Below are 20,392 nucleotides of genomic sequence, written 5' to 3'. Positions count from 1 at the left end.
ATAGATGAATACTTCAAACGGTAGCAATTAGAAAATATAATGAATGTTTATTATGTTACTTGTTAACACTATTATTACAGATATACCATTAAGGGAGATGTGTTTATATGGAATTAATTAAGGAACTTCTAATAGTAGGGGGAAGAATAGTAACAATCATGCCACTGATGCTAGGAGTAACATTTTATATGGGAAAACGATCCATTGGAGAACTTCCGGTTTTTGATTTTCTTATAATAATAACTTTTGGGGCAGTAGTTGGAGCTGATATAGCAGATCCAGCAATACCACATATTCATACTGCAGTAGCAATTGTGCTAATAGGAATATTACAGATAATAGTTTCAAAACTTATAATTAAATATAGAAAGTTGGGTCATGTTATTACTTTTGAGCCTACAATAGTTGTTGTAGACGGTAAACTGATAAAAAGTAATCTTAAAAGATTGCGTTATTCAATAGATAACGTACTACAAATGATAAGGGAACAGGGGATGTTTGATATAAAGGACGTATATTTGGGGATTATTGAAGCAAACGGTAAATTATCTATACTAAAGCAGCCTAGTAAGGAAAACATTACAATAGAAGACATGAAGTTAGAAAAAAAGAACTCGTCATTGTCGTATCCGGTAATAATTGATGGAAAGGTGTATGAAGATGTGCTTGCTAAACTTGAACTTTCTAATGATTGGTTACATGAAGAATTGAGAAAGCTTGATGTAAAAAATTTGGATGAAGTTTTCTTTGCATCTGTGAACACAAAAAAAGAACTGCACGTTTCTCTTGAAAATTATATGAAAGATAAGAGAAGTATTCCTCCAATATATAATTAACTCTATTTAGTATTTTAAAAGAATAAAAAATAGAAATGTTAACCTAAGATTTGGTTGTAAAATAAAAATACTCAATAATTATACTAATCAGTATAAAACTGTTAGAATTGCGTTAAGAAACTACAATATATGACAAATTAGTGCTATAATTACTTATATTGTTGCAATAGATTAGAACATAAGGGGGGACACGTTGCATGATTAAAAAGTTTAATTTAGGGACAAAAATAAGCATAATAATAGGATCAATAATTCTTGTGTGTTATATAGGAGTGTTTGCAAGTATATTAGTACAAATAAAGTCTAAAAGCATAATGGATAGTGAAACTTTAGCAAAAGAAATATCTTTATCTTATGCAGCACAAATCACATCTAACTTTGAAAAGCTAGAGACAATAGGTAAGGATTTAAGGGGGGCACTAACCAATGAAATTAAGCTTAATTCTCAGAATAGAGATCTTGTTATTGAAATTCAAAAAGAAATATTAAAGACTGATCCTGAAATTTTTGGAGTTACAGTTGCATTTGAGGCGAATGCATTTGATGGAAGAGACGATTATTATAAAGGCAGAAAAGAGTTTGCAGATGATGGAAAGTTCATACCTTATGCAAGTAGAAATGGAGATCAAATAGTAGTATTACCAGCCTATGATGATCAGACAGATATGACATGGTACAATAAGCCAAAGGAATTAAAAGGAACTTATATTACAGAACCAACAGTTTATACTGTTAATGGACAAGATATTTCAATGGTATCTTTAGCTATGCCTATATTGGACGATAGTGGAAAGTTCTTGGGAGTAATATCTATAGATTATAAGCTCGATACATTAGAAAAACTTGTATTAGAAAAAACACCACTAGGAGGCACAGTTGAACTAATATCTAACCAAGGTATTTATGTAGCAAGTGGTGAAGATCCAAGCCTAAAGATGAAAGATGCAAAACAAAATAATGCAACTTGGGCAAAAGTTATAAGTGAAACTTCACAAGGTAAAGAATTTTATACTTATGGAACTTCGGTAAAAAAAGGACAGGAAGTTTTAATGGTAGCAGATCCGGTTAACTTAGAAAATACAAAGACTAATTGGATACTATGCAGCCAGATTCCAAAAGAGAAAACATTAGAAAGCTATAATAAAATATTTAATGTTATTTTAATTTCAGCAGTTTTATCATTATTAATTGTTATTGCTGTAATACATATTGTAATTAAAAGAATGACAAAAGGAATAAGATACGCGGAAGAACAAATGGAGTTACTGGCTAAAGGAGATCTTACAGTAGAGGTTGACAAAAAATATGTGGATAGAGAAGACGAAATAGGAAAAATGTTTAAGTCTATAAATGAAATGCAAAAATCATTAAGGAATATAATAACTGGTGTTAAAGGTGAATGTAATGTGGTTTTAGATTCAATAAACTTTACACAAGATAATATAGTAGACTTAAATAACCAAATTTCAGATGTATCCGCTACAACTGAGGAGTTATCTGCAAGTATGGAGGAAACGGCAGCATCTACAGAGGAAGTAAATGCTTCATCAGTAAATATGAAATCCATAATAAAGACTATGGAATCAAGAGTTGGAAGCGGAGAGGTAACTGCAAAGGAAATTGAGGAAAGAGCTAAAAAACTTAAATCTGACGCATTGCAATCAAGGGAGCAATCTAGCAGCATAACTTTGAAAATGCAAGAAAGCTTAAGCGTTGCAGTGGAGAAATCTAAAGCAGTAGATAAAATAAATGAATTAACAGCTAGGATATTAGAAATAACCGAGCAAACAAATCTATTAGCACTAAATGCAGCAATAGAATCAGCAAGAGCAGGAGAAGCTGGTAAAGGATTTGCAGTTGTTGCAGATGAAATAAGGAAGCTTGCTGAAAACTCAAAAGAAACGACAATGGAAATACAGCAGATAAATAAAGAGGTTGTTATGGCTGTGAATGACCTTAAAGGAACATCAAATGAAGTAATTAATTTTATTGGAACTCAGGTGATGAAAGATTATGACAAACTTGTAGACACAGGGGAACAATATAGAAATGATGCTATTGTATTTAATGAATTAGTTAGCACTATAGGTGAAATATCAGACGAGCTTATTAATTCCACAGAAGATATTATAACAGCTATAAATGAAGTTGCAGAGGCAACTAATGAAGGCGCTACAGGAACAACTTTAATTGCAAATAAGTCAAATGAGGTAGTTAATTTAACAGAAGAAGTTGTAGAACAAACACATAAGACAAAAGAATGTGCAGATAAATTATTAGAAGCAGTATCCATATTTAAGATATAGGGAATTAACATCGAAAAATAGAAGCTTGTAAAGGCTTCTATTTTTTATATAAAACTAATCTACTTTAAATTTTGAAACTTGTCTTTGATTTAATTGGGCACCAGATTTTTTAACTAAATCTCCATAATTCCTCCATAATTGACTTATATAATTAGTTACATAGAAAATAATTAATTTATAAGTGTAAGGAGGAAAGTATACATGTTTTGTAGCGGTTTTGGAGGATATGGAGGTTTTGGGGCAGCAAGCTCTATAGGATATGGGGGAATGTTTTTAGCTATGGGAGTTAGAATGTTAATATTTATTGCATTAATTGTACTTGCTTTTAAATTATTTAAAAACTACACCAATAAATCTAATGATGCAATGAAAATACTTAATGAAAAATTTGCTGGAGGAGAAATAACTCAAGAAGAATATTTGAAGAGAAAATCAGTACTTTCACAAAAGAATTAGGTTTATTATTAAGATTAGAGTGGAGAGATGTTTATAATTTATTGTCTCGCTCTAGTCTTTTTTATAGGCTTACACTATAATATAATCACGAAAAGAGAGTTGGGGGTGTAAATGTGAATAATAAATTCAAAATATTAGTTGTAGATGATGAACAAAATATATTAGATGTAATAAAGGCATACCTCGAAAAAGATGGCTTTGATGTTATTACAGCCATGGATGGTAAAAGTGCGTTAGATATATATAGTAACGAAAATATTCATTTGATTGTTTTAGATTTAATGCTTCCTAAAATGACTGGTGAAGAAGTATGCAATAGAATCAGAGCAATATCGAGTGTTCCCATTATAATGCTTACTGCAAAAGCAGAAGAGTACGAGAAAATAGAAGGCATATCGATGGGAGCTGATGATTACTTAACAAAACCATTTAGTGTTCGTGAGCTTGTAGTAAGGGTTAGGGCATTGTTAAGGAGAGCTTACAGAGATTTTTCTCCAATGGCAGATATTTTGATTTTTAATAACGGAGATTTGGAAGTAGATATTAAAAAGATGGTAGTTAAGAAGCAAGGCGTGGTTGTAAATTTGACAGCAAATGAATTTAAAATTTTAATAATTTTTCTTTCAAATCCAGAACAAGTATTTTCAAGAGAAAAATTAGTAGAAAAAGCTTTTGGAGCAAACTATGAAGGGTTTGACAGGACAGTTGATTCTTATATTAAAAATATCCGTCAAAAAATAGAAAGTAATCATAAGGAACCTACGTATATAACAACTGTATATGGAATGGGATATAAATTCATTCCGAGTAATGATGAGGTAAAAAAATGAAGGTATCTTTAGTGAAGAAATTATCTTTAGGCTTTATTTTAGCAGTATTGGGTTCGATAATTTTAGCAAGTGCTATATCAAATTATACAGTAGGAAATAAATTTAAAGACTACTTAGTTGATGAACACAAAGAAAAAATAGATAATGCGGTAAAGATTATAGATGATTTATATGGTGGACAAAAAAACTTTTCACAAGTAAATAATGATGAAATTCAAAGGTATGCTGAATTACAGGAATTATATATAGAAATTAGGGATTTAAATGATAATACAATATATACTTCAGGAAAATCTTATTTGCAGCATAGAGGAATGATGGGAAGTGGAAATATGATGGGACCTATGGCTGGGATGATGCGTAATTATTCTGGAATAAACATGGGGGAATACACTGAAGAAAATTATCCTCTAAATATTGATGAAAAGGAAGAAGGCAAGATAATTGTGGGTTACTTTGGAACTTCTTATTTATCTTCTGCATCAGTAACGTTTATAAGTACATTAAATCACTCATTTTTGATATCAGCTATTGCAGCTTTAATATTTGGAGTTATTATCAGCATAATCATTTCAAGACAAATATCAAAACCTTTAGCTAAAATAACGGAAACTGCAAACGAAATGAGAAATGGTAATTTAAATGTAGAGGCAGTGGTAAATTCAAGTACTAAAGAAATAGTTGAGCTGTCTGATTCTATGAATTATCTTGCAAAATCTTTAAATAATCAAGAAATGCTAAGAAAAAGATTAACTTCAGATATGGCGCATGAATTAAGAACCCCTTTAACTACATTAAAAACTCATATAGAAGCATTTGCAGATGGAATTTGGGAACCAACTAGTGAGAGATTTGAAGTTTTTTTTGAAGAAATTGATAGAATGACTAAAATGATTGATGACCTTCGTGATCTATCAAAACTTGAGCAGACTAGTATAGGATTAAATAAAAGCAGGATTAATATTTCTAAAGAATTAGAAAAAATTATATATACCTTTAAACCACTTTATAGCAAGGAAAATTATGAGTTAGATACTAGTATAACTCCTAATATAGTTGCAATGATTGATGTGGATAAATTTAAACAGATTATAACTAACTTGCTTTCAAATTCTTACAAATATCTAAAACCTAACGGAAAAGTAAAAGTTGAATTAAAAAATGAAAATGAGAATGTAGTTATCAAAGTTATTGATAATGGGATTGGAATACCTGAAAAAGATATACCTTATATTTTCGAGAGGTTTTATCGAAGTGATTTATCAAGAAATAAAAAGACTGGAGGATCAGGTATAGGACTTACAATCACAAAAGCATTAGTTGAAGCCCATGGAGGGGAGATATATTTAGAGAGTAAAATTAATCAAGGTACTAAATTTACTATTTATTTTCCGTTAAACCATTAATTATAACTGGTCAAAGAAATTATAATACAGCTTTAATGATGTAAAAAAAGAGGTTGATAAATTTCAATTATAAATGAATAAAAAATAGAACACTTTCAAAGAATAAAAATGGAGGTGTTTTATTATGCAAGTAAATTTAACACAAAAAGAAAGAATGTTACTAGAAGATCAAAAAAGTCATGAAGAAATTTGTATACAAAAATATTCAAATTATGCTAATCAGGTACAGGATCCACAGTTGAAACAAATTTGTAAGAATAATGAGCAAATTGAAAGAAGTCATCTTAATACAATTAATCAGTTACTAAGTGGCAATGTTCCTCAGATGAATCGACAACAAGGTGGACAAAAAAACCAAGGTGTTGATCAAAATGTAAATAAATCTCAAGCTTCTACGAGTAATTTGTCAGATAAGGAAATATGCTCAGATTTATTAATGACAGAAAAATATGTATCAGGAGCTTATGATACTGCAATTTTTGAATTCAAGGATACTGAAGTACGAGATGTATTAAATCATATACAAAAAGAAGAACAAAAGCATGGAGAATCTATATTTAAGTATATGGAGAGTAAAGGCATGTATAATGTTCAATAATTAAAAAACATTATTAAAAGTATAAGAAAGTTTAGCTTTTTTTAGGCTGAGTTTTTTTGTACTTTTAATAATTTATATCTATGTTTTATAGGGTAAAATTGACTACATAAGAGTTTTAGTGATAAAATTTAATGAAAAGTTATTTTGTTAAATTAGTTGTAACAAAAAAATAGATTATATTGCAATTAAAAAACTAGAACCGATAAAAAATAGTTTTTATAATAATGGAGGAAAATGAATGATTTTTTTTGGACATTTGGGGTTAACAACTGAAGCGATAAAGGCATATGAGGTGATTTTACATAAAGATAATAAGTTAAGTGGCAAGGAAGTTTTTGTTGATTATAGATATGTTTTGATTGGATCAATATTACCTGATATTATTGATAAGCCAATTGGTGCTGGGGTATTTCGCAGTGTATTTCATAATAGCCGAATATTTGGACATACCTTGATGTTTTCTCTAGTTCTGATTTTGATAGGCATATATATGATAAATAGAAATGGAAAAAATAATATTTTATTCTTGGGTATCGCCAGTTCTATTCATTTAGTATTAGATAGCATGTGGTTATATCCTAATATATTGTTTTGGCCATACTTGGGATGGAAGTTTCCTGCAAGACCAGAAGGTAATTGGGTAAATAGCGATATTGTTAGACTTATCACAGATCCAACTTATTATTTACCTGAATTAATAGGCTTTGCTATTATTGCATATTTCTTTATAAGACTTTTTAGGAGAAGGCAAATAAAATGTTTTTTAAATAAAGGAAAGTTATAGCGTTAATCATGATAGGTATACTTGTGGGGAAAGAAATGACTTTTGATGAAGCAACTAGTAAGATAGAAGATTGGGAAACATCTGGTATATCTAAACTTTTAGATAAGAGTAAAGTGACTCGAAGTAATATTATATTTACAGAACGTTAAAAACTCAAGTGATTCCAATAAGAAATTACTTGAGTTTTTAATTTTATGTTTTGGTGTTTAAAAAACCAACTGCAAGCGAGTAGTTCTGACTGTATTTAGTAAAATAATATACATTGATCTAGAAGTGAAAATTTATTAGAAAATTTAAATTATTAATTCGAGATATTATGGTATAATACCTAATTATAGTAATTTATCTTAATGGAAGGAAAAGTATAATGAATTTTGCTACCTGTCATTATATAGTGTGTAAATATGGATACAATTTTGAATGAAGAAAGAGACGTATTACTGCAGAAGAAAGATATAATAAAACAAGAATTAAAAGAAAAGAAACAAAAATTTGAAGAAGTAGGGGAAAAAATTAAAACTTTAAATAAACAAGTAAAGAGCTTTAGTGAAGAAAAGCAGGCTAATGAAAGAATATTTAGTTATTTATCTCAAGATATTGAGAAATATGAAGAGTCTTTAATAGAGCCTTATTTTGGTAGAGTAGACTTTAGAGAAAATATGGGGTTTACTGAAAGTATATACATTGGGAAAAAAGGTATAAGTAATAGCAAAGATGGAGAAGAAATTGTTGTTGATTGGAGAGCTCCAGTTGCGGATCTTTATTATAGCGGAACTGGTGGAGATGCGTATTACAAAGCACCACAAGGAATAGTTGAAGGAAAGCTAGAATTAAAAAGAAAATTTTTATATAAGAATAGTGATATAGAAAAAGTATTTGATGAAGGAATAAATAACATCATTATAAATGAAGAAGAAGGACAAAATTTAGTTGATGAGTTTTTAAAGATAAATCTTGAAGAAAGCAGTGGTAAAAAGCTAAAAGAAGTTGTTGCAACAATTCAGAAAGAACAAAATGAAATAATAAGATGGCCTAAAAATCTGCCTATAATAGTACAGGGGTCAGCAGGTTCGGGTAAGACAACAATAGCGTTACACAGGTTAGCTTATCTCATTTATAGATATAAAGAAAGCATGAGTGGAGATGAAATTTTAGTTTTAGCTCCTAATAAACTATTTCTAAGTTATATTTCAGATATTTTACCTAGCCTTGGAGCGGAAGAAGTAAATCAAAGTACTTTTGAGGAAATGGTATTATCAAAGTTAAAACTAAAAGGAAAAGTTTATAATAAGGATGAAAAATTATTAAAGATAATAGAAGAAAATGATGAAAATCTAAAAAAGCTTATTGTAAATTCAAGCAAAGTTAAAGGAACCATGCTATTTAAAACAATGCTTGATAGATATATAGCATTAATGGAAAGAGATGCAATTCATATTGAAGATATTAAAGTTGGAAATGAGATATTATTTCATAAAAAAGAAATAATGAGGTTATATATAAAAGATTTAAAAGCTTATCCTATTAACAAAAGAAAAAAGGAGATAAAAAGATATTTAAATTTGAAAATAAAAGAAAGAATAGAAAGCCTATTAATAGAAATAGATAATGAATGGGAAAAGAAAATAAGAGAAATAAGAAGAGAAAATGAAGATTCACTGGAAAGAAGAAAATTGCTTATAAGTCTATATGAAGAGAGAGACAAAATAAAGGAAAATGTAAAAACTAACGGTAAAAAGGAATTTAATAATTACTTTAAAGATTGGAAGGATATAAATTCTAGAGATATCTATTATAATTTTTATAATGATGAATTATTTGAAACAGCAACTGGAAGTAAGATTCCTAAGGTATTGGCAGATTATATGAAGGAAGAATTTAATAGTAATTTTGAGAAGAATATAATCGATGAAGATGACTTGCCAGCTCTTGCATATATAAGAATTTTACTTGAAGGAATTGATGAGGAAGAAAAATTTAAATATATTATAGTGGATGAAGCTCAGGATTATAGCCCATTCCAAGTATATTTAGTTAATAGTTTTGCTAAAGGTAATGCGTTAACCTTAGTAGGAGATTTAGCTCAAGGTATTTATTATTATAAAGGTCTAAAGACGTGGGAAGATATAACCAAACAAGTATTTGAAGGAAATGCAACCTACATTCAATTGACGCAAAGCTATAGATCAACAGTTGAAATAATTGATTTTGCAAAGAAAACATTACAATCTCAAAACTTAGGACTAAAGGATGCTAAACCAGTTTTAAGACATGGTGAAAAGCCTAGAATAGTAAAAATTTCGAGTGGATATGAGTATATTTCAGCTATAGAGAAAATCATTAATGAAGTGCAGAACCACGGAAAAAGAACAGTAGCAATAATTACAAAAAATATGTTACAAGGTGAAGAGATATACAAACTTCTAAAAGGAAAAAGCAAATATAATTTTGAACTAATATTAGGCAAGGAAAAAGAAATAGCAGAAGATCTAATAATAATCCCATCATATTTAACAAAAGGATTGGAGTTTGATTGTACAATAATATTGAATCCAAGTGAAGACAACTATAAAGAAAACATTTTAGATGAAAGGTTATTATATGTTTCTTTAACTAGGGCATTACATTTAGAATATATAATAATAAAAGATGAAGCTACAAATTTAATTTAGAGAGAATTTATCTGCTATAAAAGTTACTGGAAAGGAAAGAACATATAGGCTAATACATTACTTAAAGTTATAGAAGTTTAGGTTGATTATATAATAAAAGATTATTAACATATGCCGTTTATATATTATGATTATATTATTAGTGGCATATGTCAATAATCTTTATTAAGTAAAAAAGAGAAATAAATAAATTTGAAAGTTTTTGAATTTATTTATCTATAAGTTCATCAATATGAACTGTAACATAATTATCGGATTTAAGAGTTTTAACTATTTTTTGCAACGGAGAATTTTCATCATAGGTTACATTAAGTTTATTATCATCAATATTAAAATGTATATAATTTAATTCAACAAATGGATGATAATAAAAACTATGAAGTATATCAGGATCATCATTATTAAGCCCATCAGTTATGGATGTAGGGTCTGAATTGTGTACATATCCTAAAGGTGTTGGAACAAATAAATGGTAGTCATCTAAATTATATATATTGTTTCGTGTACTGTCGAAAGGTTCATATATAAATTGAAAATAATCTTCAATAACGTTTCTTTGAAGTTCAGTTTCCCCATAATGAGGACTTTCGTAGTAAGAAATAGGAATATTTAAAGCACTTGCAGTATCAATTCCCTTTTCGACTATATCACGTACTTGATCAACTGTATTATTCACATCTTTAGTCATTTCATTCCCAGGTCCACTTTTTTCATCATCATGTTGATGAGTATAACCATGCAGTCCTATTTCACCACCTTTATTAATGAGATAATCTAATAGATTGACAAATCCAACATTTGTTATATTGTCAGTTGTCAATAAATCATTATCAATATTCTCAGTAGGAGATTTAAATCTAGGAATCCAGCTAACGTGATATTTCATTCCTTGTGAATAAAAAAGATTCGCCATTAATTTTATTTTTGTTTGATTTTTATCACTAGAATAATTACCTCCACATCCGAAATCTTCTAATCTTATTAAAGCAACTTTATCACTATAAGATATTGAAGAGTTTTTAGGTATTGAGACGCTGTTATCAAGTAAGCTTATATTATTGTTTTTAAAGTCAAAAATAGAAATTAAATTAAAAAGTTCCTCTATATCAGAAATAGAAATATAGTTAACGCCATCATTATTTATCAGATCCCCACGAAGAGAGCCTGTCCTAGAATTTTTAGTATAAGAATTTTCAGTTAAAGAAATTTTATTATCTTTGTTAGATAAAGAAATTTTATTATTTGAAATATCAATAGTATAGTTGAGTTTATTACAAATAAAATTGAGTGGTATATAGTATCTCTGTGATTTAAGCAGCATAGGAACATTAGTAATATTAGATTCATCTAAAATATTTAAACTTATGCTGTTAACCTTTGTTACAGGTCTATCTTCGAATTTGATTTTTGGAGTATATGTGCTTTTAAAAGTATTATCTGGAAGTGAACTAGCATATACAGTATTGTTTATAACAGTTAAATCCTTATCTAAAAACTTGTAGTAAAAAAGTGGATGAAAGAATATAAAAACTGATAAAGATATTGATAATATTAAAAAAATGGATACTTTCTTTTTCTTCTGCATAAATTTTTTCGCCTCTTTATTAATAAAATAATTTCCAAAAAATATACTACTACAAGTTTGTGGCAAATAGTTGTCATAAATATATGCAAAGCAAATAGAATATTCAAATACTTAAATATTTTGAATGTCTTGGAAATGTTTTTAATAGATATTTCTGAAGAATACGACAATGTATATTCTTCAGAATATGTGCAGCTGAAAATTAAGAGCATTTATTCATTCGATAACTATTTTATTCTCAATTATGTAGACGGAGGTGATTTTATGAGATATGAATACCATATGGGATTTGGAAATGGGTATGGTTATAATATGGGATATGGCTTTTGGGGTTCAGATATTTTAATATTTGTTTTTATAATTTTTGCAGTTTTCTTATTTGTTCTATTTAGAAATAAGAAAATTGAAAATCCATATTTAATAAGATTAATTGATATTCTTAAAGAAAAATATGCTTTAGGAATAATTAATGCTGATGAATATATAGAAAGAAAAGCTATTATTGAAGATACAAAGGATTCTAATCCCTATATTACAATACTTCTAAAAAGATATGCACACTGTGAAGTAGACACCAAAGAGTTTTTTTGCATTAAGAATGAAATTGAAAGTACTAATATTGATAATATTACAAAGGAAAGACTTGCTAAAGGGGGATTATCCTATGATGAGTTTAAACTTAGGAAATAGAATTGCTTTTCATAAAGAGAATATAAATTCATAAAAACTATTGAATGGAAACAAATAAAAAGTATTAGGGGGGAAAATAAATGCCAAATAATAAAGTTTTAAAAAGTCTACGTTATATTCTACTTGCGATATTTTTGATACATAGTACTGTAGAAGCTTATCTCCACCAGCTTCTAGGAGGAGGAGGTAAGGACCATCTATACATGCTTTGTGTCCTTATGGAGGATTAGAGTCACTTTACAACTTAATTTTTGGAGGAACATTTATAGATAAAATATTTTCAGGTACAATAATTATTTTTGTAATAACATTGATTATAGCATTAATTTTTAGAAGAAGTTTTTGTGGGCTTATATGTCCATTTGGAGCACTTCAAGAATTCTTTGGAGTCATAGGAAAAAAAAGTATTTAGAAAAAGATTTATTATTCCAGAAAGCATGGACAAGCCTTTGAGATACCTTAAATATATTATTCTCATAGTTACATTGTATTTTGCTTGGATAACTGCTGGTTTATGGGTAAATCCATATGATCCTTGGGCTGCATATGGACATGCATCTGCAGGATTTGAATCTTTAATTGACGAATATTCAATTGGTTTAATTATTTTAATAGTTATTTTAATTGGTTCATTATTATATGATAGATTTTTCTGTAAATATCTTTGTTCTATGGGTGCATTTTATGGAATAGCTTCAAAATTAAGTCCATCAAAAATCATAAGAAATGAGAATACTTGTGTTAATTGTGGGATATGCAATAAAAACTGTCCTGTGAATATCAAAGTTTCTGAACTTAAGGAAATTAAATCTGCTGAATGTATTAATTGCCAAAGCTGTATACTTTCATGTCCTAAAAATAATACATTAGAATTTAAGATTAGTAATAAATCCATTAAACCAGTGTTTGTGTTATCATTAGTTTTTGTACTATTCTTTGGAGGAATAGGAATCACAAAACTTATGGGAATATATGAGATTACGCCGCCGCCTATAACTTCGGAAACAAAAATAAATCCAGAAGAAATAAAAGGGTATATGACTTTGGAGGAATTATCAATTGGATTAAGTATGCATATAAATGAAGTGTATAAAAAACTTGATTTACCAGAATCTATTTTAAAAGATACTAAAGTAAAAGATATTAAAAATACAATTCTTGATTTTGATGTAGAAGGGGCGAGGGAAAAGTTAAGATAATCAAATTAAGTGATGATACAGGAAGAACAAGGAACACTTGTAGCAGGAATTACGAAGTTTTATTATTAAATAGATTTAGAAAATAGTAGCTCTATTGCTGCTGTTTTTTTATTCTATAGGAATTTATAATGTAATAGAATCTGTGGATAACTTATGAAGAAGGCTATTTAATTAGTTTTTGTATAGAAAAAGAATAAAAAAGAAATCTTATTCGCCTGCCAGATTTTCCTCACATGCGTTCGGAAAGGCAGATGCGTAAAAAAAATCTACGGCTCCACAGTCGCCTGCGATTTTTTTATTGGTATATTCGATTTAATACATGTGTTTAAAATTTAATTTTAATAAGTATTTGCGCATTTATAGATAATAGTAATGTTAGATAAAAGGAGAGATTTAAATGAAACTATTGAAAAAGATATTATTAATTATAGAATTAGTAGTTTTTATTTTTACTATGATATTTTCAAATAGCTATAAAGAAGCCCATGCTCAAACAGCAAACCAACAGCAAAATTCTGTAAAGGCATCTGTATTATTATATAGATTTGATGATGCTTATATTTCTTTAGTTCGCCAAAGTTTAGAAGATATCCCAAAGAACAATGAAGGTAAAATTGAATTCACTTTTTATGATGTCAGAGATAGCCAAGCAATACAAAATCAAATGTTGTTACGGCTAGAGTTTTGCTAATCATCATAAATGATTGAACTACCTCCACAGCCTGTTTTGTTTTTAGAGATTGTGGAGGAATTATATTAAAGTAGATGTTTAATGTAAAAAATACTTATTCCTAGAATGATTAAAAGATTATATCCTTAGTATTAAGAAAGGAAGCGAGTTTCTTAAAAATGTATAATAGCTTTGAAGCGCTAAATGATAGAGATGGATATATTTTTAGCATCATACAGGAAAAATGGAATTAAAAATTTTAAAAGGACATTGGATTGATATTTTTATTTTAATTATTTATTAATGATAAACTTGCTATTTTAAATTAAATGGCAGGTTATCATTTTTATATTCAAAATTTATGATAGTTCGTGACAAAGTTACAGAGAATTATAGAATGATTTAATAGAATAAAGAAGAAGTGTTTAAACAATATAAAATTTATATGAAATAATTATAGTGAATTCGGGGAGGATAATAATGGAAAAAAGTTCAAAGTTATGGAAGAAGTATTCATTTACACTATTAATAGCATTTATAGTATTAGGTATGTTTGATTTAAGATTTGCTGTAGTTGCAGCCGTTTGTATGATAGCACCGATAATTGTATCTATTTATAAGGGGAGATTTTGGTGCGGGAATTTATGTCCAAGAGGAAATTTTTATGATAATGTAGTTTCAAAATTTAGTAATAAAAGAATACCACCTAAATTTTTTAAGTCATATTATTTTAGAGCTATAATACTAACAGTAATGATGAGTGTGTTTACTTCAGGTGTATATAAAAATTGGGGTGACCTTTACGGCATAGGAATGGTATTCTATAGGTTGATTGTTGTAACAACGATAATAGGTATAGCATTATCATTAGTATACAATCATAGAACTTGGTGCAACTTTTGCCCTATGGGAACTCTAGCATCAATTACAGGAAAATTTAGAAAAAGTAAAAAAGTATTGCATGTATCATCTTCATGTGTTTCATGTAAAATTTGTGAAAAGAAATGCCCAATAGGTTTAGTGCCATATGATTATAAAGGTGATATATTAAGTCATCCAGATTGTATTCAATGTGGAAAGTGTGCAACAGCATGCCCTAAAAAGGCAATAGGGTATAATAAAATTACTATAAAATAAGAATAGAAAAATGATTCTGATTTAAGGTACAAAATTAAAAATTGCATACCCAAATGTATAAATTTCATTGGAGCCTTAGAAAAGAGTTTCAAATGGAATTTGTTTTATTATATTTTAGCAATAAAGTTTGTGGAGCTATTAAGTGAATTAGCTTTCGAAGTTGATTCGGTAAGAGAAGTTATAAGCAGGAATTTGAAAAGCATTGAAAAAAGAGGATATATAAAAATTAAGGGAGGAAGAATAATAGTACTAAAGGATTTAAATGAAATGCTAAAAAGTTAATGAAATATGAGGAATTAAAGAAAACTATTAGGATAAATTTTGAGGAGGAATTAAAATGTTTGGATTATTTAAGAAAGATAATGGAAGAGTAATAAATGTAAATGATATTGATGGGTTAATAGGGAAGGTTGAGTTGATAGATATTCGAGAAGATTATGAGTATAAAGGTGGTAGTATAAAAAGTGCTAAAAATATACCAATGGGTAAACTTTTAAATGAGCCAGAAAAATACCTAAATAAAAGTAAAGAATACTACATAATGTGTCAATCAGGCGGCAGAAGTGCAAGAGCCTGCAATACACTTACAAGTCAAGGATTTAATGTTGTTAATGTTTCAGGGGGTATTGGATCATATGTAGGAACTAAAAGAAAATAGTTTAGTCTCAGGAAATTTCACAATTTAAATAAGAATTTATGAGTTAAATAGGAGGTTTGTGATTATGAAGAAGAAAATATTAATAGTTGGAGGAGTTGCAGGGGGAGCATCAGCTGCAGCAAGACTTAGAAGGCTTAGTGAAGAAGATGAAATAATAATGTTTGAAAGAGGACCACATGTATCTTTTTCAAATTGTGCATTACCATATCATTTAAGTGGGTTAATAGATGAAGCTGATAGATTGGTTTTAATGAGTCCAGAAAAATTTCTAGTTCAATATAATATTCAAGCGAGAGTAAATAAAGATTTAACAATAGAATTTAATTCTCATCATGGAGTGATTACAAAACTTAGCGGAATACCTAAGATTGGAATACTTGTAGAAAGTAAAAATACTGCATCTAAAGCTAGGGTAGCATTGGTAGATACATATGATTTTAGCCCTGATGATTGGATTGGATATATTACTCCATTAGTTGATGATGCATTAGAAGAAGCTACTGGTGGAGTTAGTTTAGAACATTTATTTCAGAAATATATTATGGTAGGTATACTTGTAGGGCAAAGAATGACTTTTAAAGAAGCCACTAATGAGATAGAAAATTAGGAAAAGTCTGGTGTATCTAAACTGTTAGATAAGAGTAAGACGACTCAAGGTTATTAATAGTAGGTTTAATGTAGCTTAAAGATGGAATTCCTGTAGAAGACTTAGCAGGTTTTATGTTAGAATAAAATATAACAAATAAAGTAAATGCATATTTATAAATAGTGGCATAAGAATTAATGTGCAAAACAGGTAGTCTAAATTGTGGTTAGACTACCTGTTTTAATATACAGAAATTTTATTATAATATTGCACAATATATATAGGTTGCAGCATTAAACAGGATAAAAATATAACACAATTTTCAAAAGAATAATCTAAAAAGTCATATGTGTGATAAAGTCACAGACAATAATAACTATATAAATTAAACTTAAATTAAGATATATTGCAATGCAGAAAACTAGATTAATGAATATATCTTGAAGATATAAAAGAATAGCAATTTTATGATTTCCAATACTAGTTAGTTAATTAAAAGGAGAGATTCTTATGAATAAAAAGATTATTATTGTTGGTGGCGTTGCAGGTGGTGCATCTACAGCAGCTAGACTTAGAAGGCTAGATGAAAATGTTGATATAATTATGGTGGAAAAAGGTGAATACATATCTTTTGCTAATTGTGGACTTCCATATTACATAGGAGAAACTATTGATGAAAGAGGAAAATTAATAGTTCAAACAGTAGAAGAAATGAGCAGCAAGTTTAATTTAGATATAAGAAATTTAAATGAAGTTATAAGTATAGATAAAGAAAATAAAAAGGTTAAAATAAAGAATTATAGAACAAATGAGGAATATGAAGAAACTTATGATATTTTGGTTTTATCTCCAGGCGCAGCTCCACTTAAACCAGGGATACCTGGGATAAATGAATGTGATAATTTATTTACTTTAAGGAATATACCAGATACAGATAAAATTAAATCTTATGTAGATAACAACAAGCCTAAACATGTAACTGTAATCGGAGGTGGATTTATAGGACTTGAAATGGCCGAAAATCTTCATGCTAGAGGAATTGATATTACACTTGTAGAAGCAGGTGAGCAGGTAATGGCTCCTCTAGATATAGAAATGGCAAGTATAATACATGAACACTTAATTGATAAAAATGTAGAATTAATATTAAAAGACGGAGTGTCTGCATTCGAGAGTAAAGGTAAAAAGATAATACTAAGTAGCGGAAAAGAAATCACAACTGATATGATTATATTATCAATTGGTGTTAAGCCAGAAACAACAATAGCAAGAGAAGCTAATCTTAACTTAAATGAAAGAGGCGCCATAGTAGTTGACAAATTTATGAAAACTTCTGACCCAAGCATTTATGCATTAGGAGATGCCGTAGAAGTTATGGATTTTGTAAATAAAAAGCCAACAATGATTCCACTTGCTTGGCCAGCTAATAGACAAGGAAGAATAGTAGCAGATAATATATGTGGAAAAAATACTGAATACAAAGGAACTCTTGGATCATCAGTTGCAAAAGTGTTTGACTATACGGTAGCAACAACAGGTAATAACGAAAAGATACTAAAGAGATTAGGGATAGCATACGAGACTATTCATATTCATCCAGGTTCTCATGCTGGATATTACCCTGGATCATTCCCAATAGCTTTTAAATTGCTATTTGATCCAAAGTCAGGAAAAATATTTGGGGCTCAAGGTGTAGGACTTGATGGAGTTGAAAAAAGAATAGATGTACTTTCAGCTGCTATTAAAGGAAATTTTACAGTCTTTGATTTACAAGATTTTGAACCTTGTTATGCACCTCCATATAATTCAGCAAAAGATCCTGTTAATATGCTTGGATACTATGCATCAAATATTATTGAAGGATTTGAGAAAACAATTCAATGGAACGAAATAGATAAATTAGACAAAGAAAAATCATTAATAATTGATGTTAGAGAAGAGTTCGAATTAGTTACGGGAGGTTTTGATAATTCTATTCATATTCCTCTTGGGCAATTAAGAAGTAGATTAAATGAAATTCCAAAAGATAAAAACATATACGTAACTTGTCAGGTTGGACTTAGAGGATATGTTGCTTGCAGAATTCTAGAACAAAATGGAATACGGTGCGCAAATATAGATGGTGGTGTAAAGACATATCTATATGTAAAAAGAGCAGAAGAAAGCATTAAAAATCAATATGAAAATAATGAAGAAATAAAAGATGAGGTGGCTGTAATGAAATTAGAAGATCTAGATATAACAGAAATAAATGCAAATGCTATGTTAAATGCATGCGGTCTCCAATGTCCAGGTCCAATAAAAAGAGTATTTGAAGAAATTAAGAAGATGGAAGATGGCAATATATTAGAAGTTAAAGCAAGTGATCCTGGATTTACAAAAGACATAAAATCATGGTGTGATTCAACAGGAAATACTTTATTAAAATCTGAATTTGATAATAAAGAAAAGGCCTTCATAGCATATATTCAAAAGGGAACATCATCAGACTTAAGGAAAAATGCTTCTTCACCAAATGTTGTGGAAAAGAATGGAGCAACATTGGTTGTATTTAGTGGAGATTTAGATAAAGCAATAGCTTCATTTATAATAGCAACAGGAGCAGCATCTATGGGGAAAGAAGTTACTATGTTCTTTACATTCTGGGGGCTTAATATACTAAAGAGTGCAGATAAGCCTAGTGTTTCTAAGGATATGATGGAAAAAATGTTTGACGTTATGTTACCAGCTCATCCTGGAAAATTACCGTTATCACAAATGAACATGATGGGAATGGGACCTGCAATGATAAAGCAAATAATGAAAAAGCATAATGTCGATAACCTAGAAACTTTAATAAAAAATGCCATAGACATGGGTGTTAAAGTTGTTGCATGTTCAATGAGTATGGACTTAATGGGAATAAAAAAAGAAGAATTTATTGATGGAGTTGAAATAGGTGGAGTTGCTTCATATCTGGGGGCAACAGAAGATTCTGGATTAAATTTATTTATATAGTATATAATATCTGCTATTCTTGATATTATATTTAAGGATAGAGTTTAGTAAGAAAATGGACTTTGTGAAAAAATACAATATGGAAAATAAAAAAGTGCTTAAAAAATTCCATGTAAAATCTTTATAGGCTTCATATTATTAATTGAAAAATAAAGATATATGAAGCTTATAGTATATTTTTAAAAGGAGATGACTATCATTTTAGAATATAAAGTTATATTTCATATAGATGAACTAAGTAAATGGAGTATAGTCCTAAAAAATACAAATAATTTATTGGAGGCTATAAATACTAACAATTTTAATATTGAAATTTTAGCAAATTCAGAAGCTGTAAAGGCTTATGCTTACGATAATGAATTAGATTTAAGGATTAGCAGTGAAATGAAAGAGTTAGATCATAAAGGGATTAAGTTTGTTGCGTGTAACAATGCGTTAAAATCTTATAGTATAAAAAAGGAAGATTTAATGTCGTTTGTAGATATTGTTCCTACCGGAATTTTGGAACTTGTAAATAATCAAAGTGACGGCTATAGTTACATAAAACCATGAATAATTTATAGTTTTATGTATTTTAACAAGCAGATTATTCATTTAGAAAAGCTCTAATATTTATTTTCCAAGGTCATTCCAATGAGCATAAGCCTCATTTAAAGCAATAAGTGAACTGGATTTATCTCTAGCCATTATGGCACCGCGAAGATGTGAGATGCATATATCAAATTGATTTATTTCATCTCTTTCAGAACTAAATTGAACTCTTTTGGCTATTTTTTTCCATGAATTAGAGAGGTTGTCTGTTTTAATATTGGCACTTTCCCAATTTCCTGATTCTATATCCTGTATAAGTAGCTGTATTGATTCAGGAATGTTATCATCATTGCCCATAGGTTCCTTCAAAATATTGCCACTAAGCATGATTAATACAAAAAAAATTAGTGCAACTATAGGTATCGATATTACTAAAAATTTTCTCATGATA

At 28.8% G+C, this 20,392-nt stretch carries 18 protein-coding genes and 2 pseudogenes; 18 read left to right on the top strand and 2 right to left on the bottom strand.

Annotated elements, in window-relative coordinates; translation table 11 throughout:
- The first annotated feature begins 107 nt into the window (after positions 1-107).
- The 8 genes from F3K33_RS15045 to helD all read left to right on the top strand — a co-directional run bounded on the left by F3K33_RS15045 (position 108) and on the right by helD (position 9,888).
- Positions 108-836, top strand: a complete 729-nt coding sequence (locus tag F3K33_RS15045; RefSeq protein WP_039771433.1) for a YetF domain-containing protein — start codon at positions 108-110, stop codon at positions 834-836.
- A 197-nt stretch (positions 837-1,033) separates the two neighbouring features.
- The gene (locus tag F3K33_RS15040; protein WP_039771431.1) at positions 1,034-3,142 is read left to right on the top strand and encodes a methyl-accepting chemotaxis protein; all 2,109 of its coding nucleotides are present in this window, start codon (positions 1,034-1,036) and stop codon (positions 3,140-3,142) included.
- Positions 3,143-3,343: 201 nt separating this feature from the next.
- Positions 3,344-3,598 (top strand): SHOCT domain-containing protein, encoded by a 255-nt coding sequence (locus F3K33_RS15035; protein WP_039771429.1) that lies wholly within the window; start codon positions 3,344-3,346, stop codon positions 3,596-3,598.
- Between the two features lie 113 nt (positions 3,599-3,711).
- Positions 3,712-4,428, top strand: a complete 717-nt coding sequence (locus F3K33_RS15030; protein WP_039771427.1) for a response regulator transcription factor — start codon at positions 3,712-3,714, stop codon at positions 4,426-4,428.
- Positions 4,425-5,834: a HAMP domain-containing sensor histidine kinase gene (locus tag F3K33_RS15025; RefSeq protein WP_039771425.1), complete on the top strand. Its 1,410-nt coding sequence runs from the start codon at positions 4,425-4,427 to the stop codon at positions 5,832-5,834. The genes F3K33_RS15030 and F3K33_RS15025 overlap by 4 nt, the downstream gene beginning before the upstream one ends.
- Before the next feature lie 124 nt (positions 5,835-5,958).
- Positions 5,959-6,432: a spore coat protein gene (locus F3K33_RS15020; RefSeq protein WP_039771423.1), complete on the top strand. Its 474-nt coding sequence runs from the start codon at positions 5,959-5,961 to the stop codon at positions 6,430-6,432.
- A gap of 238 nt (positions 6,433-6,670) precedes the next feature.
- Positions 6,671-7,216, top strand: coding sequence for a metal-dependent hydrolase (locus F3K33_RS15015; protein ID WP_039771421.1), 546 nt, complete (start codon positions 6,671-6,673; stop codon positions 7,214-7,216).
- Between the two features lie 404 nt (positions 7,217-7,620).
- Positions 7,621-9,888 carry an RNA polymerase recycling motor HelD gene (gene helD / locus F3K33_RS15010; protein ID WP_039771419.1) on the top strand — a complete coding sequence of 756 codons (2,268 nt, stop codon included), beginning with the start codon at positions 7,621-7,623 and terminating at the stop codon, positions 9,886-9,888.
- 208 nt (positions 9,889-10,096) lie between these two features.
- Here the strand turns inward: helD and F3K33_RS15005 are convergent, their stop codons facing one another.
- Positions 10,097-11,473 (bottom strand): DUF2334 domain-containing protein, encoded by a 1,377-nt coding sequence (locus F3K33_RS15005; RefSeq protein ID WP_039771418.1) that lies wholly within the window; start codon positions 11,471-11,473, stop codon positions 10,097-10,099.
- A gap of 264 nt (positions 11,474-11,737) precedes the next feature.
- On the opposite strand from F3K33_RS15005, the gene F3K33_RS15000 reads away from it, so the two are divergent.
- The 10 genes and pseudogenes from F3K33_RS15000 (at position 11,738) to F3K33_RS14960 (ending at position 19,962) form a co-directional block, all read left to right on the top strand.
- Positions 11,738-12,163 (top strand): SHOCT domain-containing protein, encoded by a 426-nt coding sequence (locus F3K33_RS15000; RefSeq protein WP_243141289.1) that lies wholly within the window; start codon positions 11,738-11,740, stop codon positions 12,161-12,163.
- Between the two features lie 208 nt (positions 12,164-12,371).
- Positions 12,372-12,575: a 4Fe-4S binding protein gene (locus tag F3K33_RS27045; RefSeq protein WP_308463433.1), complete on the top strand. Its 204-nt coding sequence runs from the start codon at positions 12,372-12,374 to the stop codon at positions 12,573-12,575.
- Between the two features lie 37 nt (positions 12,576-12,612).
- Positions 12,613-13,362, top strand: coding sequence for a 4Fe-4S binding protein (locus tag F3K33_RS14995; RefSeq protein WP_338032037.1), 750 nt, complete (start codon positions 12,613-12,615; stop codon positions 13,360-13,362).
- Between the two features lie 397 nt (positions 13,363-13,759).
- Positions 13,760-14,053, top strand: a complete 294-nt coding sequence (locus F3K33_RS14990; RefSeq protein WP_039771416.1) for a hypothetical protein — start codon at positions 13,760-13,762, stop codon at positions 14,051-14,053.
- A 459-nt stretch (positions 14,054-14,512) separates the two neighbouring features.
- Complete coding sequence (locus tag F3K33_RS14985; RefSeq protein ID WP_039771415.1) at positions 14,513-15,169, top strand: 4Fe-4S binding protein; 657 nt, start codon at positions 14,513-14,515, stop codon at positions 15,167-15,169.
- A gap of 141 nt (positions 15,170-15,310) precedes the next feature.
- Positions 15,311-15,451, top strand: a pseudogene (locus F3K33_RS14980) (Crp/Fnr family transcriptional regulator); the annotation flags it as partial.
- Between the two features lie 55 nt (positions 15,452-15,506).
- Positions 15,507-15,827, top strand: coding sequence for a rhodanese-like domain-containing protein (locus F3K33_RS14975; RefSeq protein WP_039771410.1), 321 nt, complete (start codon positions 15,507-15,509; stop codon positions 15,825-15,827).
- 64 nt (positions 15,828-15,891) lie between these two features.
- A pseudogene (locus tag F3K33_RS26620) lies at positions 15,892-16,137 on the top strand (FAD-dependent oxidoreductase); the annotation flags it as partial.
- A 786-nt stretch (positions 16,138-16,923) separates the two neighbouring features.
- The gene (locus F3K33_RS14965) at positions 16,924-19,410 is read left to right on the top strand and encodes a CoA-disulfide reductase (protein ID WP_039771407.1); all 2,487 of its coding nucleotides are present in this window, start codon (positions 16,924-16,926) and stop codon (positions 19,408-19,410) included.
- A gap of 189 nt (positions 19,411-19,599) precedes the next feature.
- A complete protein-coding gene (locus F3K33_RS14960; RefSeq protein ID WP_039771404.1) occupies positions 19,600-19,962 on the top strand; it encodes a DsrE family protein in 363 nt (120 codons plus the stop codon).
- Positions 19,963-20,022: 60 nt separating this feature from the next.
- Here the strand turns inward: F3K33_RS14960 and F3K33_RS14955 are convergent, their stop codons facing one another.
- Complete coding sequence (locus tag F3K33_RS14955) at positions 20,023-20,388, bottom strand: DUF4363 family protein (protein WP_039771402.1); 366 nt, start codon at positions 20,386-20,388, stop codon at positions 20,023-20,025.
- Positions 20,389-20,392 lie beyond the last annotated feature (4 nt).

The organism is Clostridium beijerinckii, assembly GCF_008705175.1.
Classification (GTDB): Bacteria; Bacillota; Clostridia; order Clostridiales; family Clostridiaceae; genus Clostridium; species Clostridium beijerinckii.
The sequence above is the reverse complement of the archived record's forward strand: the minus strand, read 5'-3'. Positions and strand labels throughout refer to the sequence as shown.

Bases quoted from the DNA above. Each gene is read 5' to 3' on its own strand.
- F3K33_RS14955 (WP_039771402.1), bottom strand. From the start codon at position 20,388: ATGAGAAAATTTTTAGTAATATCGATACCTATAGTTGCACTAATTTTT.
- F3K33_RS14985 (WP_039771415.1), top strand. From the start codon at position 14,513: ATGGAAAAAAGTTCAAAGTTATGGAAGAAGTATTCATTTACACTATTA.
- F3K33_RS15020 (WP_039771423.1), top strand. From the start codon at position 5,959: ATGCAAGTAAATTTAACACAAAAAGAAAGAATGTTACTAGAAGATCAA.
- F3K33_RS15035 (WP_039771429.1), top strand. From the start codon at position 3,344: ATGTTTTGTAGCGGTTTTGGAGGATATGGAGGTTTTGGGGCAGCAAGC.
- F3K33_RS14960 (WP_039771404.1), top strand. From the start codon at position 19,600: ATGACTATCATTTTAGAATATAAAGTTATATTTCATATAGATGAACTA.
- F3K33_RS15005 (WP_039771418.1), bottom strand. From the start codon at position 11,473: ATGCAGAAGAAAAAGAAAGTATCCATTTTTTTAATATTATCAATATCT.
- F3K33_RS15015 (WP_039771421.1), top strand. From the start codon at position 6,671: ATGATTTTTTTTGGACATTTGGGGTTAACAACTGAAGCGATAAAGGCA.
- F3K33_RS15000 (WP_243141289.1), top strand. From the start codon at position 11,738: ATGAGATATGAATACCATATGGGATTTGGAAATGGGTATGGTTATAAT.
- F3K33_RS15040 (WP_039771431.1), top strand. From the start codon at position 1,034: ATGATTAAAAAGTTTAATTTAGGGACAAAAATAAGCATAATAATAGGA.
- F3K33_RS14990 (WP_039771416.1), top strand. From the start codon at position 13,760: ATGAAACTATTGAAAAAGATATTATTAATTATAGAATTAGTAGTTTTT.
- helD (WP_039771419.1), top strand. From the start codon at position 7,621: ATGGATACAATTTTGAATGAAGAAAGAGACGTATTACTGCAGAAGAAA.
- F3K33_RS15045 (WP_039771433.1), top strand. From the start codon at position 108: ATGGAATTAATTAAGGAACTTCTAATAGTAGGGGGAAGAATAGTAACA.
- F3K33_RS14965 (WP_039771407.1), top strand. From the start codon at position 16,924: ATGAATAAAAAGATTATTATTGTTGGTGGCGTTGCAGGTGGTGCATCT.
- F3K33_RS14975 (WP_039771410.1), top strand. From the start codon at position 15,507: ATGTTTGGATTATTTAAGAAAGATAATGGAAGAGTAATAAATGTAAAT.
- F3K33_RS15025 (WP_039771425.1), top strand. From the start codon at position 4,425: ATGAAGGTATCTTTAGTGAAGAAATTATCTTTAGGCTTTATTTTAGCA.